This is a genomic window from Pseudoflavonifractor phocaeensis, assembly GCF_021531815.1.
Classification (GTDB): domain Bacteria; phylum Bacillota; class Clostridia; order Oscillospirales; family Oscillospiraceae; genus Lawsonibacter; species Lawsonibacter phocaeensis_A.
In genome coordinates, this window is the sequence record NZ_JADYUM010000009.1 from 16,678 (window position 1) to 32,171 (window position 15,494).

14 protein-coding genes are annotated in these 15,494 nt (G+C 60.2%); 7 read left to right on the forward strand and 7 right to left on the reverse strand.

Annotated features, from left to right (window positions below; translation table 11 throughout):
* The first annotated feature begins 172 nt into the window (after nt 1–172).
* From I6E42_RS07240 to I6E42_RS07250, 3 genes are all read left to right on the forward strand, one after another.
* On the forward strand, nt 173–1,159 hold the full coding sequence (locus tag I6E42_RS07240; RefSeq protein WP_235371250.1) for a helix-turn-helix transcriptional regulator: 987 nt from the start codon (nt 173–175) through the stop codon (nt 1,157–1,159).
* Nucleotides 1,160–1,289: 130 nt separating this feature from the next.
* Nucleotides 1,290–3,209 (forward strand): NAD(+) synthase, encoded by a 1,920-nt coding sequence (locus I6E42_RS07245; protein WP_235371251.1) that lies wholly within the window; start codon nt 1,290–1,292, stop codon nt 3,207–3,209.
* Between the two features lie 257 nt (nt 3,210–3,466).
* Nucleotides 3,467–4,027, forward strand: coding sequence for a prolyl-tRNA synthetase associated domain-containing protein (locus tag I6E42_RS07250; protein ID WP_235371252.1), 561 nt, complete (start codon nt 3,467–3,469; stop codon nt 4,025–4,027).
* Between the two features lie 151 nt (nt 4,028–4,178).
* On the opposite strand, the gene mtaB is transcribed toward I6E42_RS07250, so the two are convergent.
* The 3 genes from mtaB to I6E42_RS07265 form a co-directional block, all read right to left on the reverse strand.
* Complete coding sequence (gene mtaB, locus I6E42_RS07255; RefSeq protein ID WP_235371253.1) at nt 4,179–5,468, reverse strand: tRNA (N(6)-L-threonylcarbamoyladenosine(37)-C(2))-methylthiotransferase MtaB; 1,290 nt, start codon at nt 5,466–5,468, stop codon at nt 4,179–4,181.
* A gap of 133 nt (nt 5,469–5,601) precedes the next feature.
* On the reverse strand, nt 5,602–5,964 hold the full coding sequence (locus I6E42_RS07260; protein ID WP_235371254.1) for a cupin domain-containing protein: 363 nt from the start codon (nt 5,962–5,964) through the stop codon (nt 5,602–5,604).
* Between the two features lie 18 nt (nt 5,965–5,982).
* Nucleotides 5,983–7,437 carry an AAA family ATPase gene (locus I6E42_RS07265; RefSeq protein ID WP_235371255.1) on the reverse strand — a complete coding sequence of 485 codons (1,455 nt, stop codon included), beginning with the start codon at nt 7,435–7,437 and terminating at the stop codon, nt 5,983–5,985.
* Between the two features lie 262 nt (nt 7,438–7,699).
* On the opposite strand from I6E42_RS07265, the gene I6E42_RS07270 reads away from it, so the two are divergent.
* Nucleotides 7,700–8,701 (forward strand): SH3 domain-containing protein, encoded by a 1,002-nt coding sequence (locus tag I6E42_RS07270; protein WP_235371256.1) that lies wholly within the window; start codon nt 7,700–7,702, stop codon nt 8,699–8,701.
* Nucleotides 8,702–8,791: 90 nt separating this feature from the next.
* Here I6E42_RS07270 and ilvD read toward each other — a convergent pair whose 3' ends face one another.
* Complete coding sequence (ilvD, locus tag I6E42_RS07275; RefSeq protein WP_235371257.1) at nt 8,792–10,453, reverse strand: dihydroxy-acid dehydratase; 1,662 nt, start codon at nt 10,451–10,453, stop codon at nt 8,792–8,794.
* 180 nt (nt 10,454–10,633) lie between these two features.
* Here ilvD and I6E42_RS07280 point away from each other — a divergent pair, with 180 nt between their 5' ends.
* Complete coding sequence (locus tag I6E42_RS07280) at nt 10,634–11,311, forward strand: FadR/GntR family transcriptional regulator (RefSeq protein ID WP_235371258.1); 678 nt, start codon at nt 10,634–10,636, stop codon at nt 11,309–11,311.
* A gap of 85 nt (nt 11,312–11,396) precedes the next feature.
* Here the strand turns inward: I6E42_RS07280 and I6E42_RS07285 are convergent, their stop codons facing one another.
* Complete coding sequence (locus tag I6E42_RS07285) at nt 11,397–11,873, reverse strand: hypothetical protein (RefSeq protein ID WP_235371259.1); 477 nt, start codon at nt 11,871–11,873, stop codon at nt 11,397–11,399.
* A gap of 359 nt (nt 11,874–12,232) precedes the next feature.
* Here I6E42_RS07285 and I6E42_RS07290 point away from each other — a divergent pair, with 359 nt between their 5' ends.
* Together I6E42_RS07290 and I6E42_RS07295 are read left to right on the forward strand one after the other, a co-directional pair.
* Complete coding sequence (locus I6E42_RS07290; protein WP_235371260.1) at nt 12,233–12,979, forward strand: DUF2089 domain-containing protein; 747 nt, start codon at nt 12,233–12,235, stop codon at nt 12,977–12,979.
* An 82-nt stretch (nt 12,980–13,061) separates the two neighbouring features.
* The gene (locus I6E42_RS07295; RefSeq protein WP_235258940.1) at nt 13,062–13,637 is read left to right on the forward strand and encodes a hypothetical protein; all 576 of its coding nucleotides are present in this window, start codon (nt 13,062–13,064) and stop codon (nt 13,635–13,637) included.
* A gap of 286 nt (nt 13,638–13,923) precedes the next feature.
* On the opposite strand, the gene ilvC is transcribed toward I6E42_RS07295, so the two are convergent.
* Together ilvC and ilvN are read right to left on the reverse strand one after the other, a co-directional pair.
* Entirely contained in the window at nt 13,924–14,943 is a 1,020-nt protein-coding gene (ilvC, locus tag I6E42_RS07300) for a ketol-acid reductoisomerase (protein WP_235371261.1), read from the reverse strand.
* Complete coding sequence (gene ilvN / locus I6E42_RS07305) at nt 14,924–15,490, reverse strand: acetolactate synthase small subunit (protein ID WP_235371262.1); 567 nt, start codon at nt 15,488–15,490, stop codon at nt 14,924–14,926. The genes ilvC and ilvN overlap by 20 nt, the downstream gene beginning before the upstream one ends.
* Nucleotides 15,491–15,494 lie beyond the last annotated feature (4 nt).

Here is a 15,494-nt window from a genome sequence, read left to right on the forward strand (position 1 = left end):
TCCCGTCCAGCCTTTTGGGACGGACGGTCATTTTGAGGAGACAGGCGGTCAAAAACTTGCTCCGGCCTGACCTTGTATTTTTCGCCCTGCCGTGGTATGCTGAAGAAAAGTCCGGTTTATAGGACAGCGTTCCTGATACACTCATGGTATTTTCAGGAAAGGGAGTGATTTTGTGGCAAAAAGCTCCAACCAGAAGACCAAGCTGCTCCACCTCTATCAGATCCTGCTGCGCCAGACGGACGAGGACCATCCCATCACCGTGGCCCAGATCATCCAGGAACTGGGCAAGTACGGCATCAAAGCGGAGCGAAAAAGCATCTACGACGACCTGGAGTCCCTGCGCCAGTTCGGCCTGGACGTCCAGTGCCGGAAGGGGAAGACTGCCGGCTGGTTCGTGGGGGAGCGGGACTTCCAGCTCCCGGAACTGAAGCTGCTCATGGACGCCGTCCAGTCCTCCCGGTTCATCACCCAGAAAAAGAGCGACGCCCTGATCCGCAAGCTGGAGGGGCTGGCCAGCGTCCACCAGGCCCGGCAGCTCCAGCGCCAGGTCTATGTCAGCGGGCGAATCAAGCTGATGAACGAGAGCATCTACTATAACGTGGACAAGCTCCACACCGCCGTCTCGGGACAGCGGGCCATCACCTTCAAGTATTTTGACTACGACCTGGAGCGGAAGAAGGTCTTCCGCCGGGAGGGGCGGCGGTACACTGTCTCCCCCTACGGCCTGATCTGGAACAATGAAAACTACTATCTGGTGGCCTTCGACCACGCCAACCGGGAGATGCGCCACTACCGGGTGGACAAGATGACGGAGATCGTGGTCACCTCCCTGGACCGGGAGGGGAGGGACCAGTACCCCGATTTTCAGCTGGCCTCCTACGGGGAGAAGCACTTCGGCATGTACCGGGGCCAGGAGATGACCGTCACCCTCCGGGGGCGGCGGAGCATGGCCGGAGTGGTGTGGGACCGCTTCGGCCAGGACGTGATCCTGGTCCCCGACGGGGAGGAGCATTTTACCGTCACTCTGCCCGTGGTGGTCAGCCCCCAGTTTTTCGGCTGGCTGTTCGGCCTGGACGGGGGCCTGACCATCACCGCCCCCCGGGCCGCCGTGGAGGAGTACCGGAGAAAGCTGGAAGGGGCCCTGGGAGGGGGAGAATGAAACGCGGCTTCGGGAAAACCAGCGGGGCAGGCTTCGCCGGCCAGGGGAAAGCCGGTTTGCCAGCCTTGCAATTTCTGGATAAGTACGGTATGATAAGATACAAAATATAACCTCAGAGGGAGGTCCTTTTATGCGGGACGGATTTGTCAAAATTGCCGCCGGTACGCCGGAGGTCCGGGTGGCGGACTGCGCCTATAACGGGGAACAGTGCATCAAGCTGATCCGGGAGGCCCAGGCCCAGGGGGTGAAGGTGCTGTGCCTGCCCGAGCTGTGCCTGACGGGTTACACCTGCGGTGACCTGTTTTTGCAGGACGCCCTGCTCCGGGGGGGCGAGGAGGCGCTGCGGGCGGTGCTGGAGGCCACCCGTGAGGTGGACATGCTCATCGCGCTGGGCCTGCCCCTGCGGTACCGGGGCAAGCTGTACAACTGCGCCGCCGTCCTGTGCCGGGGGGAGCTGCTGGGGCTGGTGCCCAAGCAGAACATTCCCAACTACACCGAGTTTTACGAGGCCCGCTGGTTCGCTTCGGGGACCGGGGTGAAGGAGCCGTCCTTCCCCTTCGCCGGACAGACCGCCAGCCTGAGTTCCAATCTGGTCTTTACCTGCCGCTCCCTGCCGGAGCTGACGGTGGGCGTGGAGATCTGCGAGGACCTGTGGGTGGCCGACACCCCCTCCACCCGTCTGGCCCAGGCGGGGGCCACCCTTGTCCTGAACCCCTCCGCCAGCGACGAGACAGTGTGCAAGGACAGCTACCGCCGCGATCTGGTGGCCATGACCTCGGGCCGTCTGGTCTGCGGCTATGTCTACGCCGACGCGGGCTGGGGGGAGTCCTCCACCGACCTGATCTACGCCGGGCACAGCCTGGTGGCGGAGAACGGCTCCATCCTGGCCCAGCGCCGTTTCGAGACGGGGCTGACCGTCTCGGAGATCGACGTGTACAAGCTGACCCATGAGCGCCAGCGCATGTCCACCTTCCGCTGCTGCCCCACCCAGGAGGTGATGCAGCTCTCCTTCGACCTGGAGCTGGAGGAGACCGCCCTCACCCGCCCCGTGGCCAAGAACCCCTTCGTCCCCGCCGACCACGGGGACCGGGCTGTCCGGTGCCAGGAGATCCTGACCCTGGCCGCCCTGGGGCTGAAAAAGCGGCTGGCCCATACCCACGCCAAGACGGCGGTGGTGGGCCTGTCCGGCGGGCTGGACTCCACCCTGGCCCTGCTCATCACCGCCCGGGCCATGGAGATGCTGGGCCGCCCCATGACCGATATCGTGGCCATCACCATGCCCTGCTTCGGCACCACCTCCCGCACCAAGTCCAACGCCCAGCTGCTGGCTGAGCGCATCGGCACCACCTTCAAGACCATCGACATCGGCGAGGCGGTGAAGGTCCACTTCCGGGACATCGGCCAGTCCATGGAGGACCTGTCCGTCACCTTTGAGAACGGCCAGGCCCGGGAGCGCACCCAGGTGCTCATGGACATTGCCAACCAGTCCGGGGGCATGGTCATCGGCACCGGGGACCTGTCCGAGCTGGCCCTGGGCTGGGCCACCTATAACGGGGACCACATGTCCATGTACGCCGTCAACGCCGGCATCCCCAAGACCCTGGTGCGCCATCTGGTGGCCTATGTGGCCGACGAGAATCAGGAGCGGGACCCCCAGCTGTCCGCCGTTCTGCGGGACATTCTGGACACCCCCGTCTCCCCCGAACTGCTGCCCCCCAAGGAGGGGGAGATCGCCCAGAAGACGGAGGACCTGGTGGGGCCCTACGAGCTCCACGACTTCTTCCTGTACTACGCCGTCCGCTGGGGCTTTTCGCCCCGGAAGGTGTACCGGCTGGCCCTGTACGCCCTGGAGGAGGCCTACGGCCGGGAGACCATTTTGAAATGGCTGCACAACTTCTACCGCCGCTTCTTCGCCCAGCAGTTCAAGCGCTCCTGCCTGCCCGACGGCCCCAAGGTGGGTTCCGTCACTCTTTCACCGAGAGGCGACTGGCGGATGCCGTCGGATGCCGTGGCGTCACTGTGGATGGAGGAACTGAAGGGGCTGGAGTAAGGTCCCCCCTAGTCGCCTCGCGCGCGAAAGCGCGCCGCGCCGAGTGGCGCGTAAATTCGGAGCGCAGCGGAGAATTGCGCAGGCGAAATTCACTTTCGCCGAGCATTTAAATCCAGAGGGCCCCCCATAGGACGCTTGCGTCCTATGGGAAAGACTGGCGTATGCCCTCCGACGCCGTGGCGGCTCTGTGGATGGAGGAGCTGACGGGGCTGGAGTGACGCCGCCCCGGAAAACCGCGTGAAAAGGAGACTGACCCCATGTATATCGACCCCCAGCGCTATACCACCCGGCCCACCGACGACCGGCTGCCCCAGGAATTTGCCATCTACGACAAGCTGGAGGAGCTGGACATCCCCTACATCCGGGTGGACCACGACCACGCCGACACCATTGAGATCTGCGAACAAGTGGAACAGGTCCTGGGCGGCAAGATCTGCAAGAACCTGTTTCTCTGCAACCGCCAGGGTACCCAGTTCTACCTGCTGATGATGCCGGGAGGCAAGCCCTTCAAGACCAAGTTTTTGTCCGCCCAGCTGGGTTGCGCCCGGCTGTCCTTTGCCGACGCGGGCCATATGGAGCAGTACCTGCGTACCATCCCTGGCTCTGTGTCCGCCCTGGAGTTGCTGTTCGACACGGAACACCGAGTCCAGCTGGTCATCGACCGGGACCTGCTGGCCGACGAGTTTATCAGCGGCCACCCGGGCATCTCCACCTCCACCCTGCGGCTGAAGCGGGAAGACATGCTGCGGTTCGTGTCCGACACAGGCCACGAGCCGGTGTACGTGGACCTGCCCGATCCCCGGACGGAGGAAGGATAACACAGAAAAACGCCCCCGGTTTTCCGTCGGAAAACCGGGGGCATTTGCTGCTAGCGGGAGAAATCAGGGCCTTGCGCAGGATGCCCATGGGGTCGACGGGGAGGACCGCATAGTGGTCGTAGGGAGGGATGGCGCCCCCGGCGGGAGGAGATCAGACCAGAACGCCCCGGAGGCTGCCGCCCTCCACGCTTTTGATCCGGACAGAGCGCAGGCAGTTGTGGAGGTTTTCGTCGCTGGGGGCCGTGACCTCGGTGTACCGGGTGGTGTAGCCCCGCCAGAGGCCCTCCCGTTCCTCCTCAAAGAGAACGGGGACCGTCTCTCCCACCCACTGTTCCAGGTAGGCGCGCTCCATTTGGGCGGCCAGGTTGGCGGCCCGGTGGGCCCGCTCCTCCTTGACGGATTTCAGCACCTGGCCGGGCATCTTGGCCGCCGGGGTGCCGGGACGCTTGGAGTAGGGGAAGATGTGCATGGCGGAGAAGGCGCACTTCCGGAGAAAGACCAGGGTCTCTCCGAACTCCTCCTCTGTCTCCCCCGGGAAACCCACGATCAGGTCGGTGGTGATGCCGGGGCGGTCGAACCATTCCCGCAGCAGGGCCACGCTCTCATAGTACCGGGCGGTGTCGTACTTCCGGTTCATCCGCTTCAAAACGGTGTCGCAGCCGCTCTGCATGGACAGGTGGAAGTGGGGGCACAGGTTGGGGAGTTGCGCTGCCCGGCGGCAGAAGTCTTCGGTGACGGTTCTGGGCTCCAGGGAGCCCAGCCGGACGCGGCAATCCGGGGCGGCGGCGCAGATCCCCTCCACCAGGTCGATGAGGGCGGTCCCGTCCCGGAGCTCATGGCCCCAGGAGGAGATTTCGATGCCGGTGAGCACCAGCTCCTGATAGCCCTCAGCGGCCAAGTGGGCGGCTTGGGCCTTGGCCTCCTCCAGGGGGAGGGAGCGGATGGGACCCCGGGCGTAGGGGATGATACAGTAGGTGCAGAAGTTGACGCAGCCGTCCTCCACCTTCAGCATGGCCCGGGTCCGGCCCTCCAGCCCCCCGGCGGGCAGCACCTCAAAGGTCCGCCGCTTCATGGCGTCGTCCAGGGCGGTGACGGGTTGGCGCTCGGCCCAGGTCCGTTCCAGCAGGTCCACAAAGCCTGTCCGGTCTCCGGTGCCGGACACCAGGTCTACGGACAGTCCCTCCATGTCCTGGGGGTGGGTCTGGGTGTAGCAGCCGCACACGGCGATGATGGCGTCGGGGGCCGTCTTCCGGGTGCGGCGGATGACCTGCCGGGACTTCTTGTCGCTCACCGCTGTGACGGAGCAGGTGTTGATGACGTAGACATCGGCCTCCCCCTCAAAGGAGACCAGGGTGTGGCCCCGCTGGGTGAGAAGCTGTTCCAGGGCCTGGGTCTCGTACTGGTTGACCTTGCAGCCCAGGGTGTAAAAGGCGATATTCATAATGGCTTCCTTTTCTATTGGAAATTGCGGCGCCGCGTCTAAAAGGCCGCCGGAGGCGGCCCGCCAAGCCAAAGCCCAGCGAAGCGGTTTTGGCTTGGAAAGGCGGAGCAACGGAACGGGTGAGTTTTCCCGTTTACGGGGAAACGAACGATGTGGAGTTTGTGACGCCGTGCTCCGGCACCACGGCGAAGAAGCACAGGTCTCCCTGGCCGTCGTTGATGAGGCTGTGGGCGTGGCCCATGGGACAGTAGTGGCAGTCCCCGGCGGCCAGAGGCTCATACTCCCCGTCGCAGAGCACCTTGCCCGTGCCGGAGAGAATGTAGATCATCTCGCTGTTGCCCTCGTGGGTATGCAGGCCGATGGAGGAGCCGGGGAGCAGACGGCCCCGCATGATCTTGGCGCGGGGGTCGGTGTACATCTTGACGTGGAATTCACCCTCGCCGCCCTTGAAGCTCTGAAAGACCTTTTCTTCCATCTGGTCAAAGAAAATTTTCATCACAATTTCCTCCTGTTATCATTTCTCCGGGGCGGACTCCTCCGCCTCCGGTTCTTTCAGATCCTGGGGCAGCAGCTCCATAAGCTGCTCCTTGGTGGGAGCCTCCAGCTGGGCCACCCGGTTGGACTGGCGGGCCACCGCCTTTTCAAACAGGTTGCGCACGTCCCGGGCGTTGCCGAAGTTCTCGTCCCGGGTTTCGTACAGCTCCCGAAAATCCTGTCCGGCCCACTCCTCCGCCTCCTGGGAGAGGGTGTAGCCGTTCTTTTTGCACATGGAGCGGAAAATCTCCAGCAGCTGTCCGGCGTTGTAGTCTTCAAAGTAGAAATACTTGTTGAACCGGGACTCCAGGCCGGGATTGGAGTGGATGAACTTCTCCATCAGGTTGGTGTACCCGGCCACAATGACGATCAGGTCATCCCGGTGGTCCTCCATGTTTTTCAGCAGTACCTCAATGGCCTCGTGGCCGAAGTCGTTGCCGTTTTCCTGGTTCACCAGGGCGTAGGCCTCGTCTATGAACAGCACGCCGCCGATGGCCCTTTGGACCACCTCCTGGGTCTTGATGGCGGTCTGTCCCACGAAGCCGGCCACCAGGCCGGAGCGGTCCACCTCCACCAGCTGGCCCTTGGACAGCACGCCGATGGCGTGGTAAATTTTTGCCAGCAGCCGGGCCACGGTGGTTTTGCCGGTGCCCGGATTGCCCAGGAACACCAGATGGAGAGACATGGGCGGGACGGGGAGCTTTGCCTCCTGGCGCAGCTTCCGGACCTTCACCAGGTTGATGAGGCTCTTGACGTCCTTTTTTACCTGGTCCAGGCCGCACAGGCTGTCCAGTTCCGCCAGTACCTCCTCCAGCTTGGGAGGTTCGGGGGCTGCCTCCGCCTCTTTTTTCTCCTCTTTGGCCGCGGCCTGCTCCTTCTGCCGGGCGGGGGCCTGGGGGGTGTCGGGCCGCCGGGAGATAAACTCGTCCGCCTTCAAGGCAGGGCGGTCGGCTTTTAATCCGTCCCGGTCACAGAGGGCCAGGAGGGTGTCGTTGCAGGCGTTGACAAAGCCGGCCTCGCTCTCGCTGACCACGTCGTCCACGGCGGCAAAGAGCAGCAGGATCAGGGTCAGCTGGTCAGCGAATCGCCGGGCCAGGGTGGTGCCCTTCCGGCGGTCGTACTGCCGCAGGCCCTCGAAAAAGGCGGGGGGCTGGAACAGGTCGAAGCCCGCCACCCCCGTGGCCACCTCCCAGTACAGAGCGGAGGGCACCGGGTTGCCCGCGGAGTAAATGGCATTGTAGAATTCCACGTGGCGGGGGGTGATGGAACTGGCATTGTCCGCCTGCCATACCCCCAGGACATACTGGCGCATGTAGCCGTCCACCTGGCGGCTGAAGCTCATGCGCAGACCGGGGTCCGGGATCAGCTTGCGGAAGGCTGTCACGGCCTCGTTGTACTGTTTGTGGACCTCTGTGGCGGACATGGTGCCTCGCATGGCGGTCACCCTCCCGAGATAAATTCTAACTTTATATTATAGAGGAAAGGGGGAACTTGGTCAAGGGCGGAAGGAATTCCTCCCGTGGAACGCAGGGCCGCAGGGTCCGGCGGACAAAATGCGGGGATAAAGAACAGAAGTAGACATAATAATGTGAACATTTTGTTATTTCGACGTTTCACCGTTGACGGGGCGGGTTTTTCCTTGTACAATAGATTTAAACCCGCTTTGGGCGGGAAAAAGGTTAAGCGGAGGAATGAACATGGCAGAACGGCAAAGTCCCTCCCGGCGCGCCCCGGAAAAACGGGCCGCGGCCAGCAAGCAGCCGGCCTCCCGGCGCGCCGCCCCTGAAAAACAAAGTCCCTCCCGCCGCAACGATGTGATCCGCTGTGAGAACTGCGGCGAGGATTATTCCATTACCTACAAGCGCTGTCCCTTCTGTGACGAGCGCCCCGGCCGCACCGGCATCGGCGGCCGCCGGATGAGCGATGGACGGACGGGCCGGGGAACGGTCCACCCCGTCCAGGTGATCGGCCTGGTGGTGTCCATGGTGGTCATCATCGCGGCGCTGTTCATCGTCTTCAAGTATGTGGGTCCCCTGATCTTTGGGGACAAGTCCCCAGCCTCCTCCTCGGTGAGCACCAGCCAGAGCGGCAGTCAGTCCGCGGCCGGGTCCTCCTCCAGCCAGCCGGGGAGCGACGTCAGTTCCGGCGGCGACATCTCCGAGCCGGCGACCCAGGTGATTGTGACCGCTCTGACCCTGAACAAGTCGGATATTACCCTGACGGCCAACGAAGTATTCTCCTTCCTGGCCACCGTCAGTCCGGCTGAAGCCACGGTCACCTGGAGCAGCAGCGACGAGTCCATCCTGAAGGTGGACCAGGACGGCACCGCTACCAATGTGAACACCACCGGCAGCAAGGTGAAGGTCACCGTCACCGCCACCGCCGGGGACAAGACCGCCCAGTGCACCGTCTACTGCAACAGCGCCGGAGGCGCCAGTACCGCACCCTCCGGCGGCGGGACCACCACCGCGCCCAGCGGCGGCGCCGTGGCGCCCAACACCCCGGGCACCATTGTCAACGCGGGCAGCGGCCTGAATATCCGTTCCGGTCCGGGCTCCAGCTATGAGAAGATCGCCAGCGCCGCCAACGGCTCCAAGATCGTCATTCTGGAGGATGCGGGCAGCGGCTGGTACAAGATCGACTACGGCAATGGGAAGATCGGTTATGTGTCCAGCGATTACGTCTCCGTGGGCAACTAAAAACAAGACAAGAAAGGGCGTCCCCATCGGGGACGCCCTTTTCGCAAGGGAAATGGGTCAGCATTTCCGAAAGTTCTTTGGTCCGTTCTTTCAAGAAAGGACAGCGCCCTTGTCGGCGGAGGAGACCAGCTTGGCGTAGCGGGCCAGATAGCCGGTCTTGATCTTGGGCTCGGGGCAGACCCAGGCGGCCTTCCGGGCGGCCAGGGTAGCCTCATCCACCTTCAGGGTGATGGTGTGGGCGGGGATGTCGATGGCGATGAGGTCGCCCTCCTCCACCAGTCCGATGGTGCCGCCGCTGGCGGCCTCGGGGGAGACATGTCCGATGGAGGCGCCCCGGGTGGCGCCGGAGAAGCGGCCGTCGGTGATCAGGGCCACGTCCTTGTCCAGTCCCATGCCTGCGATGGCGGAGGTGGGGTTGAGCATCTCGCGCATGCCGGGGCCGCCCTTGGGGCCCTCGTACCGGATGACCACCACGTCGCCGGCCACGATCTTGCCGGCGTAGATGGCCTCAATGGCCTCCTCCTCCGAGTTGAACACCCGGGCGGGACCCTCATGGACCATCATCTCGGGGGCTACGGCGGACTGCTTGACTACGCAGCCGTCGGGGGCCAGGTTGCCCTTCAGGACCGCGATGCCGCCGGTCTTGGTGTAGGGGTTGTCGATGGGCCGGATGATCTCGGGGTTGCGGTTGACCACGCCCGCCAGATTCTCCGCCACCGTCTTGCCGGTGCAGGTCATCAGGCTGGTGTCCAGCAGATCGGCCTTGGCCAGCTCGGCCATGACGGCGTAGACGCCGCCCGCCCGGTCCAGGTCCTCCATGTAGGTGTCCCCGGCGGGGGCCAGGTGACACAGGTTGGGGGTCTTGTCGCTGATCTCGTTGGCCATGTCGAAGCTGAGTTCAATGCCGCACTCGTGGGCGATGGCGGGCAGGTGGAGCATGGTGTTGGTGGAGCAGCCCAGGGCCATGTCGATGGTCTCGGCGTTGTGGAAAGCGGCGGCGGTCATGATGTCCCGGGGGCGGATGTTCTTCTCCACCAGCTCCATGACCTTCATGCCCGCGTGCTTGGCCAGACGGAGCCGGGCGGAGTAGACGGCGGGGATGGTGCCGTTGCCCGCCAGGGCCATGCCGATGGCCTCGGTGAGGCAGTTCATGGAGTTGGCGGTGTACATGCCGGAGCAGGAGCCGCAGGTGGGGCAGGCGTTGTTCTCGTACTCCTCCACACCGGCCTGGTCCAGCTTGTCGGCGTAGTAGGCGCCCACCGCCTCAAACATGTGGCTCAGGCAGGTGCGGCGGCCATTGTTCAGAGTGCCTGCCAGCATGGGGCCGCCGGAGACGAAGATGGTGGGGATGTTGACCCGGGCGGCGGCCATCAGCAGGCCGGGGACGTTTTTGTCGCAGTTGGGAATCATCACCAGGCCGTCAAACTGGTGGGCCATGGCCATGGCCTCGGTGGAGTCGGCGATCAGGTCCCGGGTGACCAGGGAGTACTTCATGCCCACGTGCCCCATGGCGATGCCGTCGCAGACGGCGATGGCGGGAAACTCCACGGGGGTGCCGCCGGCGGCGCGGATGCCCGCCTTGACGGCCTCGGCGATCTTGTCCAGGTTCATGTGGCCGGGGACGATCTCATTGTAGGAGCAGACCACACCGATGAGGGGGCGCTCCAGCTCCTCCTTGGTGTAGCCCAGGGCATACAGCAGGGAGCGGTTGGGGGCGGCGGGGATGCCTTTTTTCACAACGTCGGAACGCATAGTTCTTTCCTCCTGAAAATTTTTGCATGAGTTGTTAGACAACTCTTGATTTGTCTGACTACATAGTATAGGATAGAGGAAAGAAAGTCAAGAGAAATTCCGGGAAAATATGGGCTGCGATCCCCCGGCAGGTAGGACCGCGTTTCCCCAACAAGAAGCAAACCATAAAGGAGAACACCCATGGAAAAGAAGAGCTTATCCCGTCAGACGGCGGAAAAGCTGTATGAGCAGATCGTGGTGGAAAAGCGCCTGGCCCCGGGGGACAAGCTGCCCAATGAGGTAGACCTGTCCCGGGAGCTGGGGGTGAGCCGCACCACCCTGCGGGAAGCCCTCCGGGACTTGACGGTCCAGGGGGTGCTGGAGGTGCGCCGGGGACGGGGCACCTTTGTTTCGGCGCGGGCGGGCCAGGTGGAGGACTTCGGCTTCTCCGCTCTGGACCGGGTGCGGGGGCAGCTCCGGGACCTGTTTGAGCTGCGGTCCATCTTTGAACCCCAGGCCGCCCGGCTGGCCTGCCGACGGGGCAGCGACGGGGAGATCGCCGACATTCTGGAGAAGGGGGCGGCGGTGGAGCGCTGCATCCGGGAGGGCCGGGACCGCACTGCCGCCGACCGGGAGTTCCACGCCGCCATCGTCCGGTGCACCCACAACGAGTTCATGATGCGGCTGCTGCCCCTCATCAGCCAGGCGGTGGAGACGGCCATCGTCTCCGGGGAGGGCCAGGAGGCCCTGGCCCAGAGCACCCTCCGGGACCACGCCCTGCTGCTGGAGTTCTTCGTCAAACGGGACGAGGCCGGGGCAGAGCACGCCATGGCCATCCATATGCGCCACGCCATGGATGAGATGGGGCTGGAAGGCTGAATATAAATATGTGAACAGCCGGGAGGGGTGACCCTCCCGGCTGTTTTTGATCTGTCATTCCATTGGACGATACTTTTCGTACAGCTCATAAAACGGCTCCAGCGAGCCTCTGCAGGTACTGGGAAACAGGTTTCCTACCTCTGCACCATGGACCCAATAGCATACTTCTATGTCCGACAGTTCTTGCCTTCTGTTTGAAGCAAGGCGGAAATGGGAACAGTTCTCCGTCCGAGAGATAAATGTCGATCTCATACAAAACGCTTCCGCCTGTAAATATCCCATACATAAATATGTCTTTTATCTCGTTCCCCGTGTGCTGAAATCTGTTCACGGAGTCGATGAGCATTTGAATATCGTCTTTGTCCGTTACAACGGCACGATACAAATCGACGTGAACGTCGGTACAGGAGAGCTCAACGTGGTCTACCTCATCCGCAGAGAAGTCCATCACGTTGATGTCGCCGCGGAACCAGCCAAATATCCATGCACATAAAACCAAGATAGCCGCCATAACAGCGCCGCCAATCATCATCCATTTCTGCTTTTTTGTAAAATGCTTCATGGTTCAGACCCCTTTCGCACTGCAGCGGTGTGGGAGTAACATCCTGTTTTTAATCATTATACCATTTATTTCAGCTGTTTTGTAGCTTTATCCGGATTGTTTCCCAATAAAACGGCCCGCCCCGAAGGGGCGGTGTTCGTAAGACAGTTAAGGAACAGCTTAGCTTTTTATGGAATCTGTCAGACGGGGTTGGCAACAACAAAATGAGCGATGCTTGGTTTACTGACTGAGCATTGCTTTTTTTGCCTGTGCTTAATGGATATTAGTACGATTCCTGATTCAAATTAGAACTTAATTATATTAAACTCTATATTGACAATCGCGAAATCTAATATTATATTATGGGTAGAGGTGATTGTATGGCAAAACTGATTTCAAAATGCCCCGGTTGCAAGGGCGCTCTGATAATCTCTACGCTGCAATGTTCTTGCTGTGGGATGGAATTAAAAAGCAATTTTGATCTGAGTCCATTTGACCAACTGAATTCTGAACAAAATGCACTGCTTATCTCTTTTTTGAAAAACAGAGGAAATCTAAAGGAGGTGCAATCTGATTTGAATATCTCATACCCCACCGCTAAAAAGAAACTGGATGAATTGCTGACTGCGCTGAACCTGAGTGACGCATCCCATAGAGAGGAACGAACGGAAATTGATATAAGTAGTTTGGAGGTTGACTATTCCAGTAGGCGGGCATCGGAAATCATCAAAGCAAAGCTGAAGGAACATGGTGGTCATGTTACCGTATATACCGCAAGAGGACTTCCTTGCGAAATATATGCTGAAGCGGACGGAAAAACATTTACGAGTGACAAATTGCCGATTAGCCCTCCTTATGAATACGATGTATTTAATGTCATCGTTGACCTCCTTCTGAAGCAAGGCGGACGCGCACGAAAAGGGAACGGCAGAAATTATAAACTCGGTGAGGCTGGTTGCGAAGAAAACACCGTTGTAGGTGCAATCGCAAAAAGCCGAGGACGCAAAGTTGGGGATTCTGTATTTGACCCTGTTTTTGTCATGGCTGCGATTTTGGAGTGGGCTGGAATAGCGGAGAATGGCAGAGGCGAATTGATACTCACCTCAGAATATAGGAGATTGATATGATTCGTTTCTTACTTTATGTGTTTATAGTATTTTGGTATAACTTGCTATTTAAGAATAAGTACTAAAAGCGTGGAGGGTGAAAATGGCAAAAAGAATATGCTGTCCTAATATTTTGTGTAAAAGCACAGATGTTGTTCCAGTTTCAACCAAAACGAAATTCTCACTTAGAAAAGCTGTGATTGACGGTACAGTTGGCAGCCTGTTCACCCCCTTGGAACAGTTATTGGCGCAGCAAGCGGCATTAACGGAAAGTATGGAAAAACGAAATTTATATGCCAAGATTGCGGGAAAGTGCTTGAGAAAAAGCTTAAATTCAGGTGGTAATACTTTTATGGAAATATTAGCAAAAAAGTTTGAAGAAGAATTGAAACTGAAAATGCTCCGGGCTAAAAAGGAGTGCAAATACAATCCAACTCGCTTCAATCAAATGCTGGCAACTTACGGCGGCGTTGAAACAGCAAAGCGACTCATTTCAAATGCACGAAAAACGGGTAATACATCAGAGGGATTCTCCACGCTCTTTTTATGTGGGCGATTAGATTTATCCATGGAGGATTCTGTCTGTAAAGTCGAATATGCGTCATTATTTACTGACGAAGAAATCGCATATTGCAAAGAGGTTTTAGGAATTGATAAAATACAAACTGAAACTGATTAAAGAAGTATCACAAATATCCCTTTAAAACAAAGGGCGCACTTCTATACAGGGGTAAGCCCTGTATAGAAGTGCGCTTTGCGGGGCTGGCAGCCCGGACACTCAAACATCCGGGCTGCTTTGCGTCACTTCATTCCGTACAAGAGGCTGCACCCCTTGCGCCGCTTTGTGGCTATCCTCATGAGACAAAATGCGTGACCACAGAAGTCACGCATTTTGCATAGTTAACTGTTTTACGAACACCGCCCAAAGGGGCAGGCCGTTTTATGATGTGATTTGGATTTGTTCTTTAGTTGGAGGCAGTATCCAGATCCTTGTCGCCGCCCCAGATCATGTTCTTGCGCAGTTCCTCGCCCACGATCTCCATCTGGTGCTTAGCCAGGTTGGCCCGCTTGGAGTTGAAGAAGGTGCGGCCGTTCTTGTTCTCGGCGATCCACTTGCCGGCGAAGGTGCCGTCCTGGATGTCGTTCAGAACCGCCTTCATGTTCTTCTTGGTCTCCTCGTAGGGCAGGACCCGGGGACCGGAGACATACTCGCCGTACTCGGCGGTGTCGGAGATGGAGTAGTTCATAGCAGCCACGCCGCCCTTGTTGATCAGGTCGATGATGAGCTTCATCTCGTGGATGCACTCGAAGTAGGCGTTCTCGGGCTCGTAGCCGGCTTCCACCAGGGTCTCGAAGCCGCACTTCATCAGCTCCACCACGCCGCCGCACAGAACGGCCTGCTCGCCGAACAGGTCGGTCTCGGTCTCGTCGTGGAAGGTGGTCTCCATCACGCCGGCGCGGGCGCCGCCGATGCCGGCGATGTAGGCCAGGGCGATCTTGTAGGCGTCACCGGTGGCGTTCTGCTCCACGGCCACCAGGCAGGGCACGCCCTTGCCGGCCACGTAGGTGGAGCGGACGGTGTGGCCGGGACCCTTGGGGGCGGCCATGAACACGTCCACGCCCTTGGGGGGGACGATCTGCTGGTAGCGGATGTTGAAGCCGTGGGCGAAAGCCAGGGCCTTGCCCTCGGTCATGTAGGGGGCGATGGACTTCTTGTACACCTCGGCCTGGACCTCATCGTTGATCAGCATCATGACGATGTCGCCCCACTGGGCGGCCTCCTCCACGGTCATGACCTTCAGGCCGGCCTTCTCCACGTTGGCCCAGTTCTTGGAGCCGGCGCGCAGGCCCACGCACACGTCACAGCCGGAGTCCTTCAGGTTCAGCGCGTGGGCGTGACCCTGGGAGCCGTAGCCGATGATGGCGATCTTCTTGCCGTTGAGGTAATTGATGTCGCAGTCTTTCTCATAATACATTTTTGCCATAGTTGTATTCCTCCTTGAGTTTGTTGTCATCATATATAGTGCCGCGCCCTCTTTCGATGGCGAGTGTACCCGTTTTCGCGATCTCCAAAATGCCGAAGTCCTCCAACAGCCCGATGAGGGCGGAGGTCTTGCTCTTGTCCCCGAAGATAGCCACCGTCAGGGACTCCTTGCCCACGTCGATGATGCTGGCCCGGAACAGGTTGGCCATCTGGATGACCTCGTCCCGGGAGGCCCGGTCCTCCGCCTTCACCTTGATGAGGGCGAACTCCCGATGGATGGAGGCGGACTCGTCCAGCAGCTTCACCGCCTTTACGGGGATGAGCTTCCGGCACTGGGCGGCGATCTGGGAGATCATCAGTTCGTCGGCCAGCAGCACGATGGTGATGCGGGTGATGCCCGGCTTGTCCGTCTCACCGGAGACGATGGACTCAATGTTGTAGCCCTTCCGGGAGAACAGGCGGGCCACCTGGCTCAGTACCCCGGGGATGTCCTGGACCAGGATGGCCAGGGTGTACAGCTTCTTTTCGGTGTCAAATTCCTTTTTCACGCGG

Bases quoted from the DNA above. Each gene is read 5' to 3' on its own strand.
- I6E42_RS07270 (WP_235371256.1), top strand. From the start codon at position 7,700: ATGGCAGAACGGCAAAGTCCCTCCCGGCGCGCCCCGGAAAAACGGGCC.
- I6E42_RS07295 (WP_235258940.1), top strand. From the start codon at position 13,062: ATGGCAAAAAGAATATGCTGTCCTAATATTTTGTGTAAAAGCACAGAT.
- I6E42_RS07250 (WP_235371252.1), top strand. From the start codon at position 3,467: ATGTATATCGACCCCCAGCGCTATACCACCCGGCCCACCGACGACCGG.
- I6E42_RS07285 (WP_235371259.1), bottom strand. From the start codon at position 11,873: ATGAAGCATTTTACAAAAAAGCAGAAATGGATGATGATTGGCGGCGCT.
- ilvD (WP_235371257.1), bottom strand. From the start codon at position 10,453: ATGCGTTCCGACGTTGTGAAAAAAGGCATCCCCGCCGCCCCCAACCGC.
- I6E42_RS07245 (WP_235371251.1), top strand. From the start codon at position 1,290: ATGCGGGACGGATTTGTCAAAATTGCCGCCGGTACGCCGGAGGTCCGG.
- I6E42_RS07290 (WP_235371260.1), top strand. From the start codon at position 12,233: ATGGCAAAACTGATTTCAAAATGCCCCGGTTGCAAGGGCGCTCTGATA.
- I6E42_RS07280 (WP_235371258.1), top strand. From the start codon at position 10,634: ATGGAAAAGAAGAGCTTATCCCGTCAGACGGCGGAAAAGCTGTATGAG.
- ilvC (WP_235371261.1), bottom strand. From the start codon at position 14,943: ATGGCAAAAATGTATTATGAGAAAGACTGCGACATCAATTACCTCAAC.
- I6E42_RS07260 (WP_235371254.1), bottom strand. From the start codon at position 5,964: ATGAAAATTTTCTTTGACCAGATGGAAGAAAAGGTCTTTCAGAGCTTC.
- mtaB (WP_235371253.1), bottom strand. From the start codon at position 5,468: ATGAATATCGCCTTTTACACCCTGGGCTGCAAGGTCAACCAGTACGAG.
- I6E42_RS07265 (WP_235371255.1), bottom strand. From the start codon at position 7,437: ATGCGAGGCACCATGTCCGCCACAGAGGTCCACAAACAGTACAACGAG.